Source organism: Rhodopseudomonas sp. P1 (assembly GCF_039642825.1).
Classification (GTDB): domain Bacteria; phylum Pseudomonadota; class Alphaproteobacteria; order Rhizobiales; family Xanthobacteraceae; genus Rhodopseudomonas; species Rhodopseudomonas palustris_H.
The window spans coordinates 1744544-1766071 of record NZ_CP088006.1 but is presented as its reverse complement, the minus strand read 5'-3'; the positions used below and the strand labels follow the sequence as shown (position 1 = coordinate 1766071).

The window sequence follows — 21528 nt, the reverse complement described above, 5'->3', positions numbered from 1 at the left end:
AAACGGGCTTAAGTCGACACCGCGTCACCGCCGGCTCAGATGGTGAGGCTGGTCATCGTCAGCATCATCTCATTCGATGCGGTCACGACTCGTGTGCATGCCGAATAGGCCTGCTGCGCTTGAACCATCGTGGTCATCTGATCCGCAATGTCCACATTCGACGCCTCCAGCGCACTTCCCACCACCGTGCCGGAATTGACGTAAAGGGCCGGGCCGGATTGAGGCGTCGGCGAGAATGTTCCGCCGCTGCCCTGCTTCATAAAGCCTTCGCCGGCGAAGCTGGCTATCGAAAGCGATGCAACGTCGACCGTTTGGCCCTTGGAATAGGTGCCTTGCAGCTTGCCGGATGAGCTGACCGACAGGCTCTGCAGAACGCCGAGATTTGGCACTTCCGTACTGGTATCGAACTGAAGCGGCGCCAGGCTGCCCACGGCGCCGGTGACGGGATCAATTTGCGACCCCATCAGGTAGTAACCCGCGCCGTTGACGAGATAGCCGTTCTTGAGATCGAAATCGCCACGTCGCGTATAGGTGGTCTCGCTCGTACTGAACGTCGGCTGGCCGCCTCCGCTCACCCCTGACGGCGCCTCGACCGTGAAATACCCCTCCCCGCCGATCGCCATATGGGTACTCACCGGATCATAGCTGATCGATCCCTGCTGATTGTTGGTCAGAACTGACCGCCATAAGACGGTATCCGAGACCTGCGGCGGATAGATCAGGTCGGAGAACGCCGTATTGGTCGCCTTGAATGCAGTTGTCTGCGAATTGGCGACATTGCCCGAGATGTTCTCAAAAGCGGCGGACTGAGCCTGCAGGCCCGTGGTCGCCGTCCACAATGCACCAAGTGATCCCATGAGGAGCTCCCTGATCGGTGTCTGCGCGTCGATTTCCACGCAACCCAAAGAGCTCTGCAAGGCGCGCACCAGAACCGCACCTCAAGCAAATCAACAACATCGACAAGTGACCCCATTCTTCTACGGGGAAATTTCGTGCGACCGGTCGGAAAGTCTTTCCTCAAAAGCGACCGGAGCTGCACGCCATAAGTAATTCACAACACATGGCTTATCGGAGCCGAACGGTCGAGACAGCTTGGCGCAAGCCCCCCTCAATTAGCAGACTGTCAGTCTGCTATCCGCATCCCGTAACTACCCGCCATTCGCGACAGAGAATTCAGATCGCGGACACCTAGGCGACCAGCTTGGTGGCGGCAGTTCCCATGAAGCTATCAGCGCGAGCGAGACCAGCTTCCTTACTGGCACAAAATGGCCGCCCCCAAATTCCGCACAAAGCAATTCGATGGATCATTCCTCGCATCCTGATTGCATCGTCCTCCCAGAGTGCTCAGTCAGATGCGCTGATCGGTCCACGTGATCGGGATTGCGCGTTCCACCTGCACGCGTCTAGTATCGCCGCCGTGACGATCGAACAGATCGCGCCAAGAAAATGGGATGGAAACAGATGAGACTCTTCGGACTTGCGGCCGTTGTCGCGGCGACGTCGTTGTTCGCACCCGGCGTTGCGCTTGCTCAGAAATCTTACGGCCCCGGCGCCAGTGACACCGAGATCAAGGTCGGGAATTTCGTGCCGTACAGCGGCCCGGCGTCGGCTTACGGCATCGTCGGCCAAGTCCAGAGCGCCTACGTCAAGATGCTGAACGAAAAGGGCGGCATCAACGGCCGCAAGATCAATTTCATTTCGTACGATGACGCCTATTCGCCGCCGAAGGCGGTGGAGCAGACCCGCAAGCTGGTCGAAGGCGACGAGGTGCTGTTCCTCTACCATACGCTGGGCACGCCATCGAACACGGCCGTCATGAAGTATCTGAACCAGAAGAAAGTGCCGCAGCTGATGCTGTCGAGCGGCGGCACCCGGTTCGGCGACGATCCGAAGACCTATCCCTGGACCATGCCGTTCAATCCGCCGTATCAGGCCGAGGGTCGTATCTACGCGAAGTGGATCATGGCGACCTATCCCAACGCCAAAATCGCCGTGCTGGTGGCCAACGACGATTATGGCAAGGACATCTATAAGGGTGTCAAGGACGGGTTCGGCGCCAAGACCTCGATGATCATCTCCGAGGCGACCTACGACATCACCGATCCGACCATCGATTCGCAGATGGCCAAGCTCAAGGCCTCGGGCGCCGATCTGTTCCTCAATCTCTCCACGCCGAAATTCGCCGCGCTGGCGATCCGGAAGATGGGCGAACTCGGCTGGAAGCCGGTGCACGTTGTGAACAACGTCTCGTCGTCGGTCGGTGCGGTGATCAAACCGGCCGGGATGGAATTTGCCCAGGACGCGATCACCGCGAGCTACGTCAAGGATCCGACCGATCCGACCTGGAAGGACGATCCGGGCGTGAAGGAGTGGGACGCATTCCTCGAGAAATACATGCCCGGCTCCGATCGCTCCAACGGTCTGCTGCTGTATTCCTACGGCGCCGCGCAGACGCTGGAATACATCCTAAAGCAGGCCGGCGATAATCTGACGCGTGAGAACATCATGAAGGTCGCGACCAGCCTGAAGGGCTACGCGCCGTCCTCGCTGCTGCCGGGCATCACCATGAACACCTCGCCCACCGATCATTTTCCGATCGAGCAGATGCAGCTGATGCGCTTCAAGGGCGACCGCTGGGAGATGTTCGGCGACGTGCTCGAAGCCCGGGTCACGAACTAACCAAGACTGTAGCGATTGACGGATGCGCGGGCTCGAACCGAGCTCGCGCATCACGCTTTTTGGTTTGCGCCAAGCAACCGATCGATGCCCCTACCCCGCGATCTTGCCATCCACCACCCGGACAATGCGGTCACAGCGTTCGGCGAGGTCGTCATTGTGGGTGACGAGCAGAAAGGTCGTGCCGCGTTCGCGGTTGATCTGGCGCATCAGCTCGAATACGTCGTTGGCGGACTTGGTGTCGAGGTTGCCGGTCGGCTCGTCGGCGAGCACGAGGTCCGGGTCCATCGCCAAAGCCCGCGCAACCGCGACGCGCTGCTGCTGGCCACCGGACATGTTGGTGGCGCTATTGTTGCGCCATTTGGAAAGGCCGACGCGGTCGAGCAGCTCATCGGCGCGCTTTTCCATCGCAGTATCTGGGCGACCGCGATCGACCAGCATCGGCATCATCACGTTCTCTCGCGCGGTGAAGGCCGAGATCAGATAGTGATACTGGAACACGAAGCCGATGGCGTGGCCGCGCAGATGCGTGAGCGCGGAATCGCCGAGCCGGCCGGTGTCTTCCCCGTTGATCAGCAGCCGTCCGCCGGTCGGCCGGTCGAGCAGGCCGATGATGTTCAGCAGCGTTGACTTGCCCGACCCCGACGGCCCCATAAGCGCCAGGAAGTCCCCGCGCTGCATCGTCAGGTCGATGCCGTGCAACACTTCGGTCTCGACCGGCGTGCCGACGTTGTAGGATTTGCGGATCCCGTCGAGGTTGAGAACGTCAGCCACGGATCGCCACCACCGGATCAAGCCTTGCGGCGCGCAGCGCCGGTGCGATCGCCGCAGCAACGCCGGTCGCGGTCGCGAGCACCGAGGCCCAGACGAACAGATCGGGATCCAGGATCAGCGGAAACAGCTCGCTGCCGTCGACCTGCCGGGCCAGTCGATGCCACACGATCAGCGCCAGCGCGCCGAGCCCGGAGCCGATCAGCGAGCCGACGAAGGCGAGCAGCCCGCCCTGGATCAGGAACACCTGCAGGATCTGCTCGCGCCGGGTGCCCATCGCCCGCAGAATGCCGATATCCTTGGAACGCTGGATCACCGACACGATCAGCACGGCAGCGATGCCGAACGCCACCGAAAGCCCGACGAACAGCCGGATCAGCGTGTTGGAGTTCTTCTGCGCCTGCACCGCGGTGAAGAATTGCGCGTTGGTTTTGATCCAGCTGTCGGCCTCCACCGGCAACGTCGCCTGGATCTCCTGGGCGATGTCCTCGGCCGCGTAGATGTCGTTGACGGTGAGGTCGATCGAGGTGACGCCGCCGAGCAGCCCGAGCATGCTCTGGGCGTTGCGCAGCGTGACATAGGTGGTGCGCTGGTTGGCGGCCTTGTTGCCGAAATCGAAGATGCCGTTGATGGTCAGCACGCGATTGCCGGCGAGCGGGGTCGAGACGATGATCTTGTCGCCGAGCGAAGCGCCGAGATCCCGCGCCAGCTCGGTACCGACCACAATGCCCTCGGTGGTGATCATCGCGCTGCCGGCGACGATGTAGTCCGGCACCTTGACGATCTTGAAATAGATCTCCGGCTCGATGCCGTTCAGCGTCACCGCCCGGCTGGTGTCGCCGCGCAGGGCCAGCGCCGAGCCGGACGCGGTGGCGGCGGCGTTGATCACGTCCGGCCTCGCCTGCATCTCGGCGCGGATCTTCGGCCACTGGTTGATCGAAATCACCCGCTGCGTCGGGCGCTGCACAGTTGCGGCCTCGAACGTGCCGGGCGCGTCGCGCAACGGCCGCGCCACCTGGTCGGGCGGGATCAGTTGGATCTGCGGCACCGAAGTCAGCACCCGCTTGATGAAATTGGCCTGCAGCCCGGCCAGCATTGCCGACATGAACACGATGACGCCGACGCCGATCGCGATGCCGCCGACGATCACCAGCGTCTGCACCGCGCCGTCGAGCAGAAACCGCGCCGCGGCGATCCACTCGAACGGCACCCAGCGCTTCACGGCACCACCACCCGGATGCGTTGCCCGGCTTTGACGCCCGCGGTGAGCGGGATCACCGGCTCGCCGGGGCTGAGACCGTCGAGCACTTCGTAGAAGCCGACGCCGCGCAGGCCGAGCTTGACCTTGCGCACCACGGCACGGCCGTTCTCGGTCGTCAGCACGAACGGGGATGTCGCAGCATCATGCACAGCGCGCGCCGGCACGATCACCACGTCGTTGCGCTCTGCGGTGGCAATATCGACCGACACCGTCATGTCCTGCCGCAGATAGTCCGGCGGATCGTCGACCTTGAGTTTGACCTCGACCGAGGCGCGATTGATGTCGACCGACGGATTGATGTAGCTGAGCACGGCGGAGAAGCGCTTGTCCGGATAGGCGTCGGCCGAGGCCACCGCGTGCTGGCCGAGCGCAAGCTGGCCGAGATTCTTCTCGTCGATTTGCACCACGATCTGGACGTCGCCGGCCGGCGCCAGCACAAGCAGCGCCTTGCCGGGCTGCACCACGGTGCCGCGCTCGACATTACGGGTGATCAGCACGCCGTCGCGCGGCGCCACGATGGTGGCGTAGCCGAGCCGCGCCTGCGCGGTGTTGAGATTGGCGAGCGCCTGGCTGAGCTGGGTCTCTGCCATCACGAAGTCGCTGCCACCGGGACTGGTGGTGAACACCTGCAGCTCAGCGGTGCGCACCTGGGTGCGCGCGACGTCGAGATTTTTGGTGGCATCGTCGAGCGTCGCCTTGGTGCCGTAGCCGGAGGCGGCGAGCTTGGAGGCGCGCTCGTAAGTCGCCTCGGCATTCAGCAGATTGGCCTGTGCCTGCTTGAGGGCTTCGTCGGCGGCGGGCTTGGTCAGCTCGCGAAGCTGGCGCACCCGCGCCCGCGCCTGCGCCACGGCGCCCTCCGCCTGCACCACCGAGGCCTGCAGCTCCGACGCCTCGATCGCGACGAGCTGCCGGCCCTGATGCACCTGCTCGCCCTCCTTCACCAACACATCCTTGACGGTGCCGGTGATCTGGCTGGCGATTTCGACGCGGTAAGGTGTCTCGATATGGCCGCTGGCAACCACGGTCTGGACCAGGTTGCCGCGCTGGACCAGCGCCGCGACCACTTCGGGCCCGAGCAGCAACCGGGCAAGCCCGAGACCCGCCGCGATCAGGACGAGGGCGATGCCAAGCACCGGCCATTTATGACGCCACAACCCGCCCGCCCAGCGCACCGCCAGATTGGGCCGCGGCGTGTCGATTTGCTCGACTTTCTGCAACATGATGGTCCGCGGTCGATCGCCCTGGCGAGACCTATCCCCGGACCGTTGGGCAGCCATTGCGAAAGATCAATTGCGACCACACGTCCGCGTGCTCAATTTCGCCTGCCGCTGCGGAGTCGTCCGCGGCCGATTGCCTATGGCCGAAGGATACGATGACGACGTTGATCTTGCTGGTGCTGAGCGTCGTCGTGCTGTTCACGGCGGCGGGCTGGGTGTCGTGCCGGCTGGCGCGCCGGCTGGAAGCGCGCTACCCGCCCCGCGGCGTGTTCATCAATGCCAACGGCGTGCGGATGCACGCGCTCGATCTTGCGTCTGCCCGCCCCGCCGCCTCGGGCGAGCCGACCGTGCTGCTGCTGCACGGCGCCAATCTGTGCTGCGAAGACATGCGGATGTCGCTCGGCGAGCGGCTGGCCCAGCGGCTGCGGGTGATCATTCCGGACCGCCCCGGCCAGGGCTACAGCGTCACCGGCACCGGTCCGGTCGCCTCGCCGGCCTATCAGGTGACGCTGATCCGTGAAGTGCTGCGCGATCGCAACGCCGGCCCGCTGATCGTGGTCGGGCATTCGTTCGGCGGCCTGATCGCGCTGCGCTATGCGCTCGACAATCCCGATACCGTGGCCGGGCTGGTGCTGATCAATCCGACCACCCATCCGCGGCCGCAGGGCCTGCCGCTGTTCCAGCGTGCCGCCGAACTGCTGATGAAGCCGCTGGTCACCTACACGCTGCTGCCGCCACTGTCGCTGGCGATGATGAAACGGATTTCGGCGCGGATCTTCCGGCCGGAAACGCCACCGGCGGATTACGCCGAGCGCAGCCGGCTGGCGCTGGCGCTGACCGCCAAGCGGTTCGCCGCCAGCCTCGAGGAATATGCCGGGCTGCGCGACCAGCTGATCGATCATGTGCCGCGTTATGGCGGCATCCAGGTGCCGACCGTGATCGTCGCCGGCACCGCCGATCCGGTGGTGCCGCCGCAGGTCCATGCCGAGGCGCTGGCCCAGGCGGTGCCGCAGGCACGGCTGCTGCGGCTGAACGGCGCCGGCCACATGGCGCATCATGCCCACGCCGACACCATCGCGGCCGAAATCGAGCGGCTGGCGGATGCGGTCGCGGAGCGCGCGGCGCCGTCACGCGCTGAAGCCGCCGAGCGCAGCTGACGCCGACGACGTCCGCGGCGCGATGAAACCTCAGCGCGTCGGGGACGTTCCTTTTTGCGGAACCAACGGAGTGTGTCATGACCACGTTCAAGCTGGCCTGTGCCGTGATGATCCTGTCCACAGCCACCGCGATCCCGGCGCTGGCTGAGCATCGGCACCATCGCGCGCAGCATCACCACCATCATTCGCCCTATCACCAGTCCAGCGAGCCGTATCTGCATAACTATGGTCCGCCGATCTGGCCTGGGCACACTTACGCCACCTATGACGGTCCGGTACGGGCGCTGTGCGGCCAGGGAGCCGCCGCCTACCGTGGCCAGGACGGCCGCCGCCATCCCTGCTACTAAGCCCCGCACCGGGCCACCGTTCAGTTGCAACGCCCGGCGAACGGCGGCACACTCCGGCCGCGGTCGCCCGGCCGCCACGCGTTCCACGGAATCAAGCCATGACCGACACTGCCGCCGAAGACGTCCGCAAAATCGCCACCGCCCTATTGAAGACGGCCATCGAGATCGTCTCCGAAGAGGACGGCGGCGCGCACAACCAGTGCAAATTGTGCGGCGCATCGGTGCCGTGGCTGCAGACCGGCGACGAAATCAAGCACGCGGACGATTGCCCCGTCGTGATCGCCAAGCAAATCCTGTCGTCCCGGCCGAAGCTGCATGCGGTCTGAGCCCGGCAGCAGCGGCGCCAACGCCGGCATGACCAAGACTGCCGCATCCGAGATCGCGGTTTGTCTGGCGCCGGCAGAATTCATCGACAGCGACCATCCCGACGTGATCGCGCGCGCCGCGGAAGCCACGCGCAACGCCGAAACGCTCGCCGACAAACTCCGCGCGTTGTACCTCGCGGTGCGCGACGGCGTTCGCTACGATCCGTATGTCGACTTTTCCAGCCCCGAGATTTTCCGCGCATCGAGCGTGCTTCGCGCCGAACGCGGTTACTGCGTCGGCAAGGCTTCGGCGTTCGCGGCGCTGGCGCGCGCGTCCGGCATTCCCGCACGCGTATGCTTTGCCGACGTTCGCAATCATCTCGCCACCGAGAACCTGACCCGGACGATGGGCACCGACCTGTTCGCGTGGCACGGCTATGCCGAATGCTTCACCGGCGAACGATGGGTGAAAGCGTCGCCCACCTTCAATCGCACGCTGTGCGACAAGCTCGGCGTCGCGCCGCTCGACTTCGACGGCTCGTCCGACGCGGTGATGCAGGCGTTCGACAACAACGACGCGCGGTTCATGGAATATGTGCGCGAGCACGGCGCATACTTCGATGTGCCGGTGAAATTCGTGCAGGCCGAGATGAAGCGGCAGTACCCTCACCTTGCGCAACAGGGCACCCTGCGCGGCTCGATGGAAGACGAAGCGGCGCAGGACGCGGCGGCGCGCGCCGCTGGTGCGGCTCAGCGCTGAATTTCAGCACGATTCTCGGCGACGACGACCTGTTCAGGGGCCGTCGTCTTGCGCAATAGCAGAACGACGCAGATCCAATACGCTGCGTAGAAGCCGAGCTCGAGCAGAGTCGGCTGCGACCGATAGCCGGTGAGGCCCGCCACCAGCGCGCCGATCGGTCCGCGGTCGGACAGCGTCGCCGAACTGTCCCACAGCCGCGCGGTCGACGGTAGCAAGCCGAGCTTGCTCAAGGTATCCACCCCGCTCATCAACAGCGAGGCAGCGAGCAGCAACATCATCACTTCGGTGACGCGAAAGAACAGCCGCCAGGTGACGATCCAACTGCCGAGTTGCAGCAGCGCGTAGGTCGCCAGCGCAAGGCCGACCCCGACGATGCCGCCCAGGATCGGCTCGGCCGGGGATGCGCTTTCGCTTGCCGACAGCGCGCCGAGCAGGAACAGGATGGTCTCGGCGCCCTCGCGCGCGATCGCCAGGGCGGCCAGCGTGAACACGCCCCACCAGCTCGCCGTACTGGCCTCCTGGCGCAATGCCGCTTCAAGCTCGTCGCGTAGCAGGCGCCCCTGGCCGCGCATCCAGCTGACCATGTGGACGATCAGGCCGGCTGCAAGCAGGGTCGCAATGGCCTCATAGACCTCACGGCTGGTCACTGGAATCGTAGTGCTGGATAGCGCGATGGTGGTGCCGAAGCCGATCGCGAGGAGCAGGCCTGTGGCGGCTCCGGACCACAGATAACGCCGCCCGATGCCGCTGGCGTCGTTATTGCGCAGCCATGCATTGAGGATGCCGACGATCAGCAGCGCCTCGACGCCCTCGCGCCAGACCACAATGACCACGTTGCCGAACTGCGACCCGATCATCTGCGCCAACTTCGCTTCGCCCAACCGCCGGAAGCCGCCGCATCAAGGACGGCCGACTCGCCTGCAGCCAGAAGTTGCGAAGATACACCAATTTCGCGAAAAATCCCCGGGGGGAGGAAGCAATTTAAGATCACAGCCGCGCGAATGCGGCCCTATCCAGATAGGACCGACCAAGACGCCTCGGCCTCACCACCTGCTACAGCGACGACCGCCGTCGCTCGCGATGCACCGGGGCGACCCGACTCTGGGTGGCGGATGACGCGGGACGGTCGAACAACGGGAAAAACCGCCGGTCATCCTTGAGCATGTGGCCGAGGATGACCGAATTGACCAGGAACGCGCGTAGTTCGCCGAGCGACTGCTGCCCGGCGACCACCGCCTCGCTCACCTGCCGGGCACGGATCAGCAGATGGTCGTGCTCCATCCGGTGCAGCCCACATTCATCGTAGCCGGAAGCTTCGAGCACGGCCTGTTCGTACTGAAAGTGCTCGGCGACGCGGGTGAGTAGCAGTTCGACCACCTCAGCCAGCTTGGCGGGCTCCAGCGTCTCGATCTCGGGACCGAGAATGACGTTGGCGAGGTCGAACAGCTCGCGATGCTGAGCGTCGATCATCGGCTCGCCGCATGCGTAGGTCTCGTGCCACAGGATGTCGGGGCGCCGCTCGGCGGGATCACGAGCCGCGGCGTCGGAGACGGGCCGCGTCCTGTCACGACGCGCCTGCTTGGCCGCGTACATCCAATGATCGGCACGCTCGACGAAATCATCCGCCGTCTCGCCCGGCCTGAACTCCGCGGCACCGATCGAGATCAAGAGCCGGCCGAGGCTTTCATGGGTCGACCGGCGATGCAGCTCGCGCGCCGCGATCGCCGCGCGGATCGCTTCGCCGAGCAACAGCGCCTCGCGCAGCGGCGTACGGGGCAGGATGACGGCGAACTCATCTCCGCCATAGCGGCAAACCACGTCGTCACGGCGACAATTGTGCTTGATGGTCGAAGCCGCGAGCCGCAGCACGTCGTCGCCGACGACATGGCCGTGGCGATCGTTGAATTGCTTGAAATTGTCCAGGTCGACGATCAGCAGCGAGAGAGGGCCGCTGTCGTCGCTGGCGACATGCTGGGACAATTGGTTCTCGAAGTACTTGCGGTTGCCGACCTCGGTGAGCGGGTCGGTCATGCTTTCGAGCCGGACCTGATCCAATTGGTCCTGCAACTTGCGAACCTGATCTGCGGCGGATCTCAGCCGGTCCACCAGCACCGCGTTGGCGGTCTGAATGTCCATCGTCCAGTTCAGCAGTTCGTCGACGATCGTCTGCAGTCCGCCTTCCATCCGTCCGAGCGCCAGGCGCGGCGCCGCGCTCGACAGCCGGGTCTCGTAGCCATGGGTCGCATCCGACGCTTCTTCGATCACGTCGATCAGCGCGTTCGATTGGCTGTGGACCAGCGCGCCGATCGCATGGATGCGGGTCACCGCTTTGGTCGGATACAGAAACTGCTCGTACAGGCCCGTAATGTCACTTGCGCTGGGCCGCCCGGTCGCGGCCAAAAGTGCATTGACGGCCTCGGTGAGCGCTTTGTGCCGGCCGGAGAAGAACGTGTACCACAGCTCGAAGCTGTTCGGATCGAGGGCAAGATCGAGCTCCTGGATCTGCCTGAGAGCCTGCGCCGAAATGCGATTCTTCCAGTCGCGATCTGGATCTACGGATATCGTCATAAGCGGGTACTACAGTTTCTTCTGTCAGCGCACGGAGGCCGCAAAGGGTCGGCCGCTTTCCCGGTGCTGAAGTTTAAACCCTTGCGGGGCGGCGGGGCGTTGGCTTTTCGTCTCGCTTTCGAAACAACCGGTCCCAAAATCGACGGCGACCAATCGTTCCGACAACAGTATATAGTTACCCACAAAGAAGAGTCTGCGGCGGGCGTCGCAGGAGGGAAGCGGATCAGTTAAGCACGATTCGGCTCAGAGAGATGACACCCACTTACCAGTGAGCAGTTTCGACCAGGCTTATCGCTTGCTTGGGGCGGCAGAAGAGCTCGACCCGCATTCAGGATTTTGGCTGGACGGCTTCAACGTGACCGGCCGATCGAGCCGCGATCGGCCTGCATAGCAAGCTCGTCTCTCCTCCTGTACCCGCCCAGTCACGCCGTGGTCCGCAAGAATTCGCCCAGCGTCCGCCCGCCCTCCGCCGCCTGGCTGGACAGACGGCGGACCGATTGGCCGCAATCAGCGCGCAGTTCGGACGGGCTGTAGCCGTAGCGCTGGCGGAATGCGCGGCTGAATTCCTGCGCGCAGGTGAAGCCAAAGGAGTCGGCAATCTGTTGGATCTGCCGGGTCTCGGCGAGATCGCACAGCGCCCGATGCGCAGCGGCCAGCCGCGTGTTGCGGACATAGCGGGCCGCCCCGCCGTGCGGCTCGAACAGGCGATAGAGCGCGCTCCGCGACACGCCAATGCTGTTGGCGAGACTGCCGGGTGTCAGTTTCGGATCCGAAAGCCGAGACTGCACCACCCGGCGTGCCCGCTCACCGAGGCTGAGGATCATGCCCTCCCGCGCTTCTTCCGCGCTGTGCGGCGCCGGTGCCAGACAAGCAGCGACCATTGCCTCGGTGGCACGAACGATCGCCGGCACCTCGTCCTGTGTCAGCTCCGGCAACCGTCGCTCCAGCGCCAACATGTAGTCGGACAGCAGCCGTCCGCGTGCGGTGTCGATGATCGTGTTGTTGAGCCGGTCCAGCGTGCCGGCCTGCCGGGCGAACAGATCGCGCGGGATGAACAGCATCAGAATGTCCATCGGCTGCATCTCGCCGTGGAATGCTTCACCGAGCGAATAGAAGCCGACTTGGCCGGCCGCGCCGCGCGACACCTGCTCGGCCGAGCAGCCACCATCGCTGACCACCCAATTAGCGCCCTCCTTGATCAGAAAAAGATACCAGTGGTCGGCGAAGACGGTCTTGACCCGTCGCGTCGTCCGCGAGAACCGCGTGCCGGAACTCCGCTCCTGGCACATGGCAAAACTGCCAAGATCCCAGGCCGCCAGATCGATCGCAGCTGTCCGCGACCGATGGGCAACCGGCGTCAGATCGGCCACGGGGCGCAAATACTCCCGCCAGGCGTCGAACCGGTCGTGGTCAGGCAGCCCCGCAGTCGAGAATCGAGCCGGCCGCAGCGGAACTGACAAGGACGGGGATTGATTCATTGCGGATGCCTCCCTTACGGCAAGGCTCCGCCACAGCACCTGTGGTGGGCCCGGCAGGACTCGAACCTGCAACCAGACCGTTATGAGCGGTCGGCTCTAACCATTGAGCTACAGGCCCCGCCGGCGGCCGCGAGGCGGCGGACGGTGCGGCCTCCCCATACAATGACAGGACTTCGCGGGCAATCGGCCGGTTGCGAGCGCCCGGGACCAAAACCCGGCTGGTGCAGCCGTGATCTGACCGCGCTCACTGGGCATGGCGGGTGGTCGCGGTTTCAGCCCGGGCATGCCGACGATCAGCCACGATTGAAGGTCCTGCGTCCGAGCGAAGAGTCGAACCGCGCCGATGGCGACGCAAGGGCTGACGTTCGAGGCACCGACATGCTCGGCTCGACTCAGCGATCGGGAGCAGGGAAGGTCGGAGCTGTGAGCAAAATCGATCAGTCAGCACATCGAGCTTTTGAATATCTCCCGCGGTCTCCTCTTTCATCGGCCGAAAATCGTTTCATCGAATCGATTAGTTCCGTCCTCTCTTCGTAGTGTGCGCGGACCGTGAGATCTGCAGATCAAGTGCCGATGCGCAATATGTTTGACCGCGTACAAATCGATTAGCTTTTGAACAAACATTTTAACCGAGGATGCGGCCGATCATCGCGCGACATCTCGTCGCCTATAAGTTGAATTGGACCAGCCATGCTCGCCAATGTCCCGTTACGGACGAAAATCACCACCCTCGTCGCCGTCTTGCTGATCGCGCTCTCCGGCCTCGGTTTACTTGGTCTGCTGCAGATGCGGACGTTGAATGCGAGCACTGTCGATATCGGCACCAATTGGATGCCGTCGGTCCGGGTTCTTGGCGAGATGCGCACCAACGTGGCGTTGTATCGCAACACGCTGCGCGCGCATTTGTTGGAAGCCACCACCGAACGCAAGCTGGCAATCGAGAAGCAGCTCGCCGCATTCGATGAGGCGGTGAAGCAATCGCTGCGCACCTACGCGCCGATGGTCGCCACACCGGAGGAGCGCAAGCTGTATGACAACCTCGTCGCGTCGTGGGCGAACTACACCAGTCTCGCTCCCGCCGGCCTGGAGATGTCGCGCAAAGCCGCCGGTGAGCTTCCGGTCGCCGCCAACGACTACATGCTCAAGACGATGGGCCCGATGAGCGGACAGATCGACGAGGTGCTGAAGAAGGACATCGAGCTCAACGACAAGGGTGCGGCCGGCGCCACCGCGAGTGCAGAAGCGACCTATCTGTGGGCGATCTTCGTGATGATCGGCATCCTGGTTGTCGCAATCGCGATCGGCATCACCGCCAGCATCCTGGTGATCCGCGATCTGTCGCGGGGTATCGCCTCGATCGTCAAGCCGATGCAGGATTTCACCCGCGGCGATCTCTCTGCCGAGGTGCCGCATCGCGGCAAGAACACCGAGATCGGCGCCATGGCCGATGCACTGCAGGTGTTCAAGCAGGCGCTGATCGACAAGCGCGCGGCCGATGCGGCCGCAGCCAAGGACGCCGAAGAGAAGATCGCTCGCGGCCACCGCATCGACGCCGCCACCCGGCAGTTCGAATCCTCCGTCGGCGAGATCGTCGAGACCGTCTCGTCGGCTTCGACCGAACTGGAAGCTTCGGCGGGCACGCTGACGAAAACGGCGGAACACGCCCAGACGATCACCACCACCGTCGCAGCCGCCTCCGAACAGGCCTCCACCAACGTGCAGTCGGTGGCGTCGGCGACCGAGGAGATGACCTCGTCGATCAACGAGATCAGCCGGCAAGTGCAGGAATCCGCCCGCATCGCCGTCGAGGCGGTCGATCAGGCGCGCAAGACCAACGCCACCGTCGCCGAGCTGTCGCAGGCCGCCGCCCGGATCGGCGATGTGGTCGAACTGATCAACACCATCGCCGGCCAGACCAATCTGCTCGCACTCAACGCCACGATCGAAGCGGCGCGCGCCGGCGAAGCCGGCCGCGGCTTCGCCGTGGTGGCGGCCGAAGTGAAGGCGTTGGCCGAACAGACCTCGAAGGCGACCGGCGAGATCAGCCAGCATATCGGCGGCATCCAGGCGGCGACCGGCGAGTCGGTGTCGGCGATCCGCGAGATCGGCCACACCATCGAACGGATGTCGGAGATCGCCTCGACGATCGCGTCGGCGGTCGAAGAACAAGGCGCCGCGACCCAGGAGATCGCCCGCAACGTTCAGCAGGCGGCGCGTGGCACCAACGAAGTGTCAGCCAACATCGTCGACGTGCAGCGCGGCGCCACCGAAACCGGATCGGCATCGGCCCAGGTGCTGTCGGCGGCGCAGTCGCTGTCTCAGGACTCCAACCGGTTGAAGGTCGAGGTCGCCAACTTCCTGCAGAGCGTCCGCGCCGCCTGAACCGGCCTCCTCCACTTCACCTCACGAACGAGAGCCGCGCGGCCATCAGCTGCGCGGCTCTTTCGTTTCCGGCCCTCGACAAGATCGCGCTACGCCATCGCCACCTGCGGGCCCCGCCGCCGGCTGCGGAGCAACAGCATCAGCATGATCGCGACGTTGACGGCGTTCCACGCCATGCCGTTGACGAAGGCGGCCGCATAGGAGCCGGTGGCGTCGAAGATCACCCCGGAAATCCAGCCGCCGAACGACATGCCAAGCACCGATGCCATGATGACGATGCCGACCCGGGTCGCGGCCTCGCGCGCCGGCATCGCTTCGCGGACGATGATCGCATAGGCCGGCACGATGCCGCCCTGGAACAGGCCGAACATCGCCGAGATCACGTAGAGCGAACCGAGGCTATCGAAGAACAGATAGAACATCAGCGCCGTGCCCTGCGCTACGGAGCCGAGTAGCAGCGTGCGGATGCCGCCGATCCGGTCGGCCAGGAAGCCCGAGCCGATCCGGCTGATGATGCCGAACGCCAGCATCAGCGACAGCATCTCGGCGCCGCGCGCTGCGCCGTAGCCGAGGTCGCCGCAATAGGCGACGATATGGACCTGCGGCATCGCCATCGCCACGCAGCAGGCGATACTGGCGACGCTCAGCAGCACCGTGAGCGTGTTGGTGGGAAGCTGCAGATCGATCTTCGGCGGCGGCGCTGCGGCGTGACTGGCAGCGGCGTGGCCGCGCATCCTGGCACGCAGGATCAGCACCATCAGGGTCATCGCGACGACGCAGAATCCACCAATCGCCAGATGGGTTGCGCGCCAGCCGATGCTGGCACTGCCCCAATTGACCAGCGGCGGCCAGATCGTGCCGGCGAGATAATTGCCGCTGGCGGCGATCGTCACTGCCAGCCCGCGATAGCGCTCGAACCAGTGCGAGGCTTCGGCCATCAGCGGGCCGAAGGTTGCCGAGGCACCGGCGCCGATCAGGAGATGGAAGGCGGCGAACTGCCAGAGCGCAGCCGACAGCCCGGCGCCGACATAGCCGAGCCCGAGCAGGCCGATGCCGCTGCCGATCGCCACCACGATGCCGAACCGGTCGGTCAGCTTGCCGGTGGCGACACCGCCAAGGCCGAAGCCGAGCATCGCCATGGTGAAGGCGAGCGACGCGGCGCCCCGGCTGGCGGCGAACTCGGCCTGGACCAGGGGCAGCACCACCACCACCGACCACATCCCGACGCTGCCGATCGAACCGATCACCAGCGCCACTCCGAGCCGGACCCACGCCTGGCGCGAGTCGAGCGTGAACGCCGGCGTTTTGCCGGTCTTTTCCACGAGCGTTTCCATTTGCACAGAGTTTCGGGCGCCGGGCTCGGGGTCAAGACCGCCGACCAACGCCCTGCCATGCGGTCGCACCCCGGGCGGCGTTAACACTTTGCTAACCATGAACCGGGCAAATTTTGCCCAGTGAAGAAGTGTCGTCGGCCGCGAAAAACGGGGAATGCCCGTGGACGCCAGTGCGCTGCCTCACGTCGGACCCAGCGCCCCTCCGGTCGCGGCGAAGACGTCCGGCCGGCGCAAGCGACGCGCACAGGGGACTGCGGCTGAAATGACGGACACTACGGTCGGCCAGGGCACGGGCGCCGGCATTCCCAGCCTCAAAGAAATGATCGCCATCCTGCGGCGCGGCGATCTCGCGCTCGCGATCGGCGTGCTGACCATCCTGGTCGTGCTGATCCTGCCGCTGCCGGCGATCATTCTCGACCTGTTCCTGGCGATCTCGATCACCCTGTCGATCCTGATTCTGATGACGTCGCTGTTCATTCAGGCGCCGCTGGAATTCTCGTCGTTCCCGACCGTGCTGCTGATCTCGACCATGCTGCGGCTGTCGCTGAACATGGCATCGACCCGGCTGATCCTGTCGCACGGCCATGAAGGCACCGCGGCCGCCGGTCACGTCATCGAGGCGTTCGGCGGCTTCGTGATGGGCGGCAATTTCGTGATCGGGATCATCGTGTTTACGATCCTGATCATCGTCAACTTCGTGGTCATCACCAAGGGTTCGGGCCGTATCGCTGAAGTCGCGGCACGCTTCCAGTTGGACTCGATGCCCGGCAAGCAGATGGCGATCGACGCCGACCTGTCGGCCGGCCTGATCGACGAAGCCACCGCCAAAGCGCGGCGCAAGGAGCTGGAAGACGAAAGCGGCTTCTTCGGCGCCATGGACGGTGCCTCGAAGTTCGTCCGCGGCGACGCCATCGCCGGCCTGCTGATCGTGTTCATCAACGTGATCGGCGGCATCATCATCGGCGTGGCGCAACAGGGGCTGTCGTTCTCCGAAGCCGGCCACACCTACACGCTGCTGACGGTCGGCGACGGCCTGGTGACGCAGATCCCGGCGCTGATCGTTTCAACCGCGGCGGGCCTGCTGGTGTCGAAGGCCGGCATCTCCGGCTCGGCCGACAAGGCGATGATGGGCCAACTCTCCGGCTATCCGCAGGCGCTGGGCATGGCGGCCGCGGTGATGCTGGTGCTGGCGGTGCTGCCGGGCATTCCGACCCTCCCGTTCCTGGCACTCGGCAGCGGCTCGGCCTTCCTCGCCTTGAAGGCGCGCAAGCGGAAGGCGGAAGTCACCGCCGAAAAGGCGCAGGCCGCAGTGGCACCCGAAGCCGCCGCAGCAGCAGCCGCGGCAGCGTCCGCCGAAGAACCGATCGCTGCTGCGCTGAAGATCGACGATCTGAAGATCGAGCTCGGCTACGCGCTGCTGCCGCTGGTCAACGGACCGGACGGCACCGATCGCCTCACAGAACAGATCAAGGCGCTGCGCCGCTCGCTGGCGATCGAAATGGGCTTCGTGATGCCGGCGGTGCGTATCCTCGACAACGTCCAGCTCGAGGCCAACACCTACGTCATCAAGATCAAGGAAGTCGACGCCGGCACCGGCCGGATCTGGCCGAACCAGTTCATGGTGATGGACCCGGCCGGCGAGCAGGTGACGGTGCCGGGCATCCACACCACCGAGCCGACTTTCGGACTGCCCGCCACCTGGGTCGACGCCAACTTCAAGGAAGAGGCGTCGCTGAAGGGCTACACCGTGGTCGACGCCGCCACCGTGCTGTCGACGCACCTGACCGAACTGCTTAAGGCCAACATGTCCGACCTGTTGTCCTATGGCGAAACCCAGAAGCTGCTCAAAGACCTGCCGAAGGAACAGGGCGAGCTGGTCAAGGACATCGTCCCGGGTCAAATCACCGTCTCGGGCATCCAGCGCGTGCTGCAGCTGCTGCTCGCCGAGCGCGTCTCGATCCGCGACCTGTCGACCATCCTCGAAGGCATCGCCGAAGCGCTGGCGTTCTCGCGCAATCCGTCGACGATCGTCGAGCACGTCCGTGCCCGGTTGGCCCGCCAGATCTGCGCGCAGAACACCTCGTACAACGGCTACCTGCCGCTGATCGCGCTGTCGGCGAAGTGGGAGCAGGCGTTCGCCGAATCGATCATCGGCCAGGGCGAAGACCGCACTTTGGCGATGGCGCCGTCGAAGCTGTCGGAATTCATGACCGCGGTGCGCGACAAGTTCGAACAGGCCGCCCGCGAAGGCGAGGCGCCGGTGCTGGTGACCTCCGCCTCGATCCGGCCGTTCGTCCGCTCCCTGGTCGAACGCTTCCGGGCCCAGACCACGGTGATGTCGCAGGCCGAGATCCATCCGCGGGCTCGGTTGAAGACGGTCGGCAGCGTTTAAAGCCGGCCGGTTCCACCCCGTGGAAGACAAGGCGGCTGCGCGACTTTTGCGCAACAGACAAGGCCTATTGGCCTCGGGCGGTACTTTGATGCCGAGGGCTGTGAGAACGGCCACAGCAGCCTCGCTGACCCCGATTTGATTAATTTTCAGTAAGTTAGGCCGACTTTTCGCACTGCATTCTCGCGCACTATCACGCTTGTTCACGCGTTTGTGACGCCCTCTGCGGAACGGCCGGGCGATTTCCTACGTTTTCTGCGTGAGTTCTTTGAACCTGCTTCGGGATCGCAAACACGAATTTCCGAGGGTGGAGAAGACAGCAGGAGGCTCCGCATGAACCATTCGATCTACAGTGCCGATCGCAGCACCCACTTGAAGATTGTGGCAGTGGCTCTGGTCGCCGGGATCGCGGTGGCGGGCCTTGGCATCACCGCGCGGCTCGGGGCCGACGACGGCTACACCCAGACTGCCAAAGTGATCAAAGCCGGCAAACCGACCGCGATCAGCAAGGCGGAAACGATGGTGATCCGCTAACCGTTCCAGCGTTCACGCATGCCAGATAGCCCCCCTGGCTGACGCGTGAGCTGAGGAGGTCCCACTCACCCCAAGTGGAGACCCAAAGGAAAACGCCCGCTCCCCACGGGCGTTTTTCTTTTGTGCGATGAAGTTTTCGCGCCGTTGGTCGAGCTTTCAGCGTTATCCGCACGCTGTCTCAGAGCGCGCTGCGAACTAATCAGCTTGGGCAAAACCTGAGGGCGCAGTCCATTACTGCTTAGGCGTGTTTCGGATCGGCTCCGGCGGCACGCTTTCCACCAGCTTGCCGGTGAACACGATCGGGCCGGTGGCGACGCCGGTCGGCGAGCCGCCTTCGGGCTCGACCGTCACAGCATAGGTCGCTTTGCTCACAAGGTCGGGATCGTACGACGACAGCGCCGGATTGACGGTGAAATCGCGGTTGCCGATCACGCCGAGCGAGCGCGGCTTCTGCAGCTTGTCGGAGACGATCCAGAGTTCGTAGCTCTTGCCAGGCTCCGGCGTCGCGGCGACGCGGCGCACCGTGAAGGTCTTGCTGCCGGCATCGACGGTGAGGATGAAGGCCGGCGCATTGCCGTCCTTCTGCAGCACGGCGACATATTGCGCAGGCACCGCCGGCGGCGGCGTTTCGACCTTGACGATCTGGGTGCGGATCGGCGGACGCACCGCGTCCGGCAACAGGTCCGGCTGATACACCTGGGCGCCGACCACCAGCAGCAGCGACGCTGCGATCGCGCTCGACAGCATCGCCACGCCGCGCCAGATGTAGGCGCGCTTGGCGAAGTGCACGACGCGTTTGGATTCCGGGCTGAGTTCGGTCGACTCGCTGACGGGTGCGGGACCGGTGTCGTTGGCAGGGCGCGGCAAGATCGGATCTCCCGGCGCGCCGAGCACCCCGGCACTGGCGACGTCACCAATCGGCGGCGCAGCCGGCGGCGGCACCGCGCGCTGTGACTCGGCGGCGATCGCCGCCTTGATCCGATCCCATACCTCGCCGCGCGGCTCGACCAGCCCGACCATCTGATTAAGCGCGCCGAGCTTCAGCTCCCACGCTTTGACCAGCGCGGCGAACTCCGCATCGCTGCGCATCAGCGCCTCGGCTTCCGCCCGTTCGGCGACGTCGAGCGTGCCGAGTGCGTATTCCGCGGCGAGCGCGCTATGGTCTTCGCTGTGGGCCATCAGGTCAGTCCCAAACACCCCCGAACATCGAGCAGGCTGCGGCGCAGCCAGGTCTTGATCGTGTTGGCCGGAGCGCCGAACTTGGCGCCGAGCTGCTCACGGCTCCAGCCGTTGTAGTACGCCAGCAGAACCAGTTTCTGCCGTTCGGGCTCCAAACGGCCGATGCACTCCAGAAGCCGCTTCAGCTCCTCGGTCATCTCCCGGCGCGCCAGCGGGTCGGGCGTTTCCGCCGCGACGTCATTGGCGGACGGCTCCTCCTCGATCGAGACTTCGCCGCGCTTGCGCGCGACGTCGATCGCCCGGTTGCGCGCGATCGACGCCATCCAGGTGATCGGCGAAGCCACCTTGGAATCGAACTGCGCAGCGTTGTTCCAGATCTTGACGTAGGCGTCCTGAATGACTTCTTCGGCGAGATCCTGTCGCCGCAAGATACGGAGCACGACGCCGAACAGTTTCGCCCGCGTCGCATCATAGAGTCGCTGGAACGCGTCCTGGTCGCGCTCGGCGACCGCGGCGATCAGCGAAACCAACTCAGCCGGCGACAGCATTCCGAGACCTCACCATGGCCGTTGCGGCCACGCCCCCCGTTCCGGCCGAGCGGCCCGAACCACAGCAGCATATCGTGCAACGCAATGTTCCACCACGCCAGTGCATAGGCTGTGGATACCGCAAACGAAAGCCCGGACCGAGGGCCCGGGCTGTTTCGACGCAAAGTTGCGAAAGGTCAGGCGACGGCGCCCGCCCCACCGAGCCGTGCACGCATCAGGCCGATGCTGTCGAGGTCGGCCTGTTCGCGGGCGCTTTCCTCGGCGCGTTCGCGCGCCTGGTCGCGCTCGTCGAGCAATTCGACCTTCTTCATCTCGTCGAACGCCTCGGACAGCTGGCCGCGGGCTTCTTCGAGTTGCACCCGCAGCTCGTCGGCAGAGCGGGTCAGGTTCTCGCGGCGCTGAATCGCCGCCTTGGCATAGGTCGGATAAGCGAAGTGGCTGGGGTCCGTGATCCCCGCGCGTTCCTGCTCGGTGACGATTTCGCGCTCGAGATCGGCCGACATCCGCTCGAAATCCGCGATCATCGCTTCGATCTGGGCAACCCGTCTGCGCCGCTCGTCGACCTGAAACTTCTTCAGACGGATCAGCGTTTCGCGTGACTTCATCGACTCGTACTCCCCAG

Annotated in this window: 19 protein-coding genes and 1 tRNA gene; 8 read left to right on the top strand and 12 right to left on the bottom strand. The window is 64.7% G+C overall.

The window, feature by feature from the left end:
- Nucleotides 1-35: 35 nt before the first annotated feature.
- Nucleotides 36-926, bottom strand: a complete 891-nt coding sequence (locus LRC39_RS08245) for a flagellar hook basal-body protein (RefSeq protein ID WP_346296915.1) — start codon at nt 924-926, stop codon at nt 36-38.
- Between the two features lie 535 nt (nt 927-1461).
- On the opposite strand from LRC39_RS08245, the gene LRC39_RS08240 reads away from it, so the two are divergent.
- Nucleotides 1462-2679 carry an ABC transporter substrate-binding protein gene (locus LRC39_RS08240; RefSeq protein WP_346296914.1) on the top strand — a complete coding sequence of 406 codons (1218 nt, stop codon included), beginning with the start codon at nt 1462-1464 and terminating at the stop codon, nt 2677-2679.
- A gap of 90 nt (nt 2680-2769) precedes the next feature.
- Here LRC39_RS08240 and LRC39_RS08235 read toward each other — a convergent pair whose 3' ends face one another.
- Genes LRC39_RS08235 through LRC39_RS08225 form a run of 3 tightly spaced genes read right to left on the bottom strand, consistent with a single transcriptional unit; the run spans nt 2770 to nt 5928 of the window.
- Nucleotides 2770-3450 carry an ABC transporter ATP-binding protein gene (locus LRC39_RS08235; protein WP_107354832.1) on the bottom strand — a complete coding sequence of 227 codons (681 nt, stop codon included), beginning with the start codon at nt 3448-3450 and terminating at the stop codon, nt 2770-2772.
- Nucleotides 3443-4669 (bottom strand): ABC transporter permease, encoded by a 1227-nt coding sequence (locus LRC39_RS08230; RefSeq protein ID WP_346296913.1) that lies wholly within the window; start codon nt 4667-4669, stop codon nt 3443-3445. Before LRC39_RS08230 ends, LRC39_RS08235 begins: the two co-directional genes overlap by 8 nt.
- On the bottom strand, nt 4666-5928 hold the full coding sequence (locus tag LRC39_RS08225; RefSeq protein ID WP_346296912.1) for an efflux RND transporter periplasmic adaptor subunit: 1263 nt from the start codon (nt 5926-5928) through the stop codon (nt 4666-4668). Before LRC39_RS08225 ends, LRC39_RS08230 begins: the two co-directional genes overlap by 4 nt.
- Nucleotides 5929-6080: 152 nt before the next feature.
- Here LRC39_RS08225 and LRC39_RS08220 point away from each other — a divergent pair, with 152 nt between their 5' ends.
- From LRC39_RS08220 to LRC39_RS08205, 4 genes are all read left to right on the top strand, one after another.
- Nucleotides 6081-7082, top strand: coding sequence for an alpha/beta fold hydrolase (locus LRC39_RS08220; RefSeq protein WP_346296911.1), 1002 nt, complete (start codon nt 6081-6083; stop codon nt 7080-7082).
- Nucleotides 7083-7159: 77 nt separating this feature from the next.
- Entirely contained in the window at nt 7160-7429 is a 270-nt protein-coding gene (locus LRC39_RS08215) for a hypothetical protein (protein ID WP_264076024.1), read from the top strand.
- Between the two features lie 98 nt (nt 7430-7527).
- Nucleotides 7528-7755, top strand: coding sequence for a DUF3222 family protein (locus tag LRC39_RS08210; RefSeq protein WP_011157204.1), 228 nt, complete (start codon nt 7528-7530; stop codon nt 7753-7755).
- On the top strand, nt 7745-8494 hold the full coding sequence (locus LRC39_RS08205) for a transglutaminase-like domain-containing protein (RefSeq protein WP_346296910.1): 750 nt from the start codon (nt 7745-7747) through the stop codon (nt 8492-8494). Before LRC39_RS08210 ends, LRC39_RS08205 begins: the two co-directional genes overlap by 11 nt.
- On the opposite strand, the gene LRC39_RS08200 is transcribed toward LRC39_RS08205, so the two are convergent.
- From LRC39_RS08200 to LRC39_RS08185, 4 genes are all read right to left on the bottom strand, one after another.
- The gene (locus LRC39_RS08200; RefSeq protein WP_346297484.1) at nt 8485-9351 is read right to left on the bottom strand and encodes an FTR1 family iron permease; all 867 of its coding nucleotides are present in this window, start codon (nt 9349-9351) and stop codon (nt 8485-8487) included. The genes LRC39_RS08205 and LRC39_RS08200 overlap by 10 nt on opposite strands.
- A 196-nt stretch (nt 9352-9547) precedes the next feature.
- Nucleotides 9548-11062 (bottom strand): diguanylate cyclase, encoded by a 1515-nt coding sequence (locus tag LRC39_RS08195; protein WP_346296909.1) that lies wholly within the window; start codon nt 11060-11062, stop codon nt 9548-9550.
- Between the two features lie 422 nt (nt 11063-11484).
- The gene (locus tag LRC39_RS08190; RefSeq protein WP_346296908.1) at nt 11485-12579 is read right to left on the bottom strand and encodes a helix-turn-helix domain-containing protein; all 1095 of its coding nucleotides are present in this window, start codon (nt 12577-12579) and stop codon (nt 11485-11487) included.
- A 3-nt stretch (nt 12580-12582) separates the two neighbouring features.
- Nucleotides 12583-12658, bottom strand: a tRNA-Ile gene (locus LRC39_RS08185).
- A gap of 572 nt (nt 12659-13230) precedes the next feature.
- Here LRC39_RS08185 and LRC39_RS08180 point away from each other — a divergent pair.
- Nucleotides 13231-14922, top strand: a complete 1692-nt coding sequence (locus LRC39_RS08180) for a methyl-accepting chemotaxis protein (protein ID WP_346296907.1) — start codon at nt 13231-13233, stop codon at nt 14920-14922.
- 89 nt (nt 14923-15011) lie between these two features.
- Here LRC39_RS08180 and LRC39_RS08175 read toward each other — a convergent pair whose 3' ends face one another.
- On the bottom strand, nt 15012-16256 hold the full coding sequence (locus tag LRC39_RS08175; protein ID WP_346296906.1) for an MFS transporter: 1245 nt from the start codon (nt 16254-16256) through the stop codon (nt 15012-15014).
- 160 nt (nt 16257-16416) lie between these two features.
- Here LRC39_RS08175 and flhA point away from each other — a divergent pair, with 160 nt between their 5' ends.
- Complete coding sequence (gene flhA / locus LRC39_RS08170; protein WP_263991695.1) at nt 16417-18648, top strand: flagellar biosynthesis protein FlhA; 2232 nt, start codon at nt 16417-16419, stop codon at nt 18646-18648.
- Nucleotides 18649-18978: 330 nt separating this feature from the next.
- On the top strand, nt 18979-19179 hold the full coding sequence (locus tag LRC39_RS08165) for a hypothetical protein (RefSeq protein WP_107343628.1): 201 nt from the start codon (nt 18979-18981) through the stop codon (nt 19177-19179).
- Between the two features lie 231 nt (nt 19180-19410).
- On the opposite strand, the gene LRC39_RS08160 is transcribed toward LRC39_RS08165, so the two are convergent.
- The 3 genes from LRC39_RS08160 to fliJ form a co-directional block, all read right to left on the bottom strand.
- Nucleotides 19411-20358, bottom strand: a complete 948-nt coding sequence (locus tag LRC39_RS08160) for an anti-sigma factor (protein WP_346296905.1) — start codon at nt 20356-20358, stop codon at nt 19411-19413.
- Nucleotides 20358-20906: a sigma-70 family RNA polymerase sigma factor gene (locus tag LRC39_RS08155; RefSeq protein WP_107343626.1), complete on the bottom strand. Its 549-nt coding sequence runs from the start codon at nt 20904-20906 to the stop codon at nt 20358-20360. Before LRC39_RS08155 ends, LRC39_RS08160 begins: the two co-directional genes overlap by 1 nt.
- A 176-nt stretch (nt 20907-21082) precedes the next feature.
- Nucleotides 21083-21511 (bottom strand): flagellar export protein FliJ, encoded by a 429-nt coding sequence (fliJ, locus tag LRC39_RS08150; RefSeq protein ID WP_107354820.1) that lies wholly within the window; start codon nt 21509-21511, stop codon nt 21083-21085.
- Between the last annotated feature and the right edge of the window lie 17 nt (nt 21512-21528).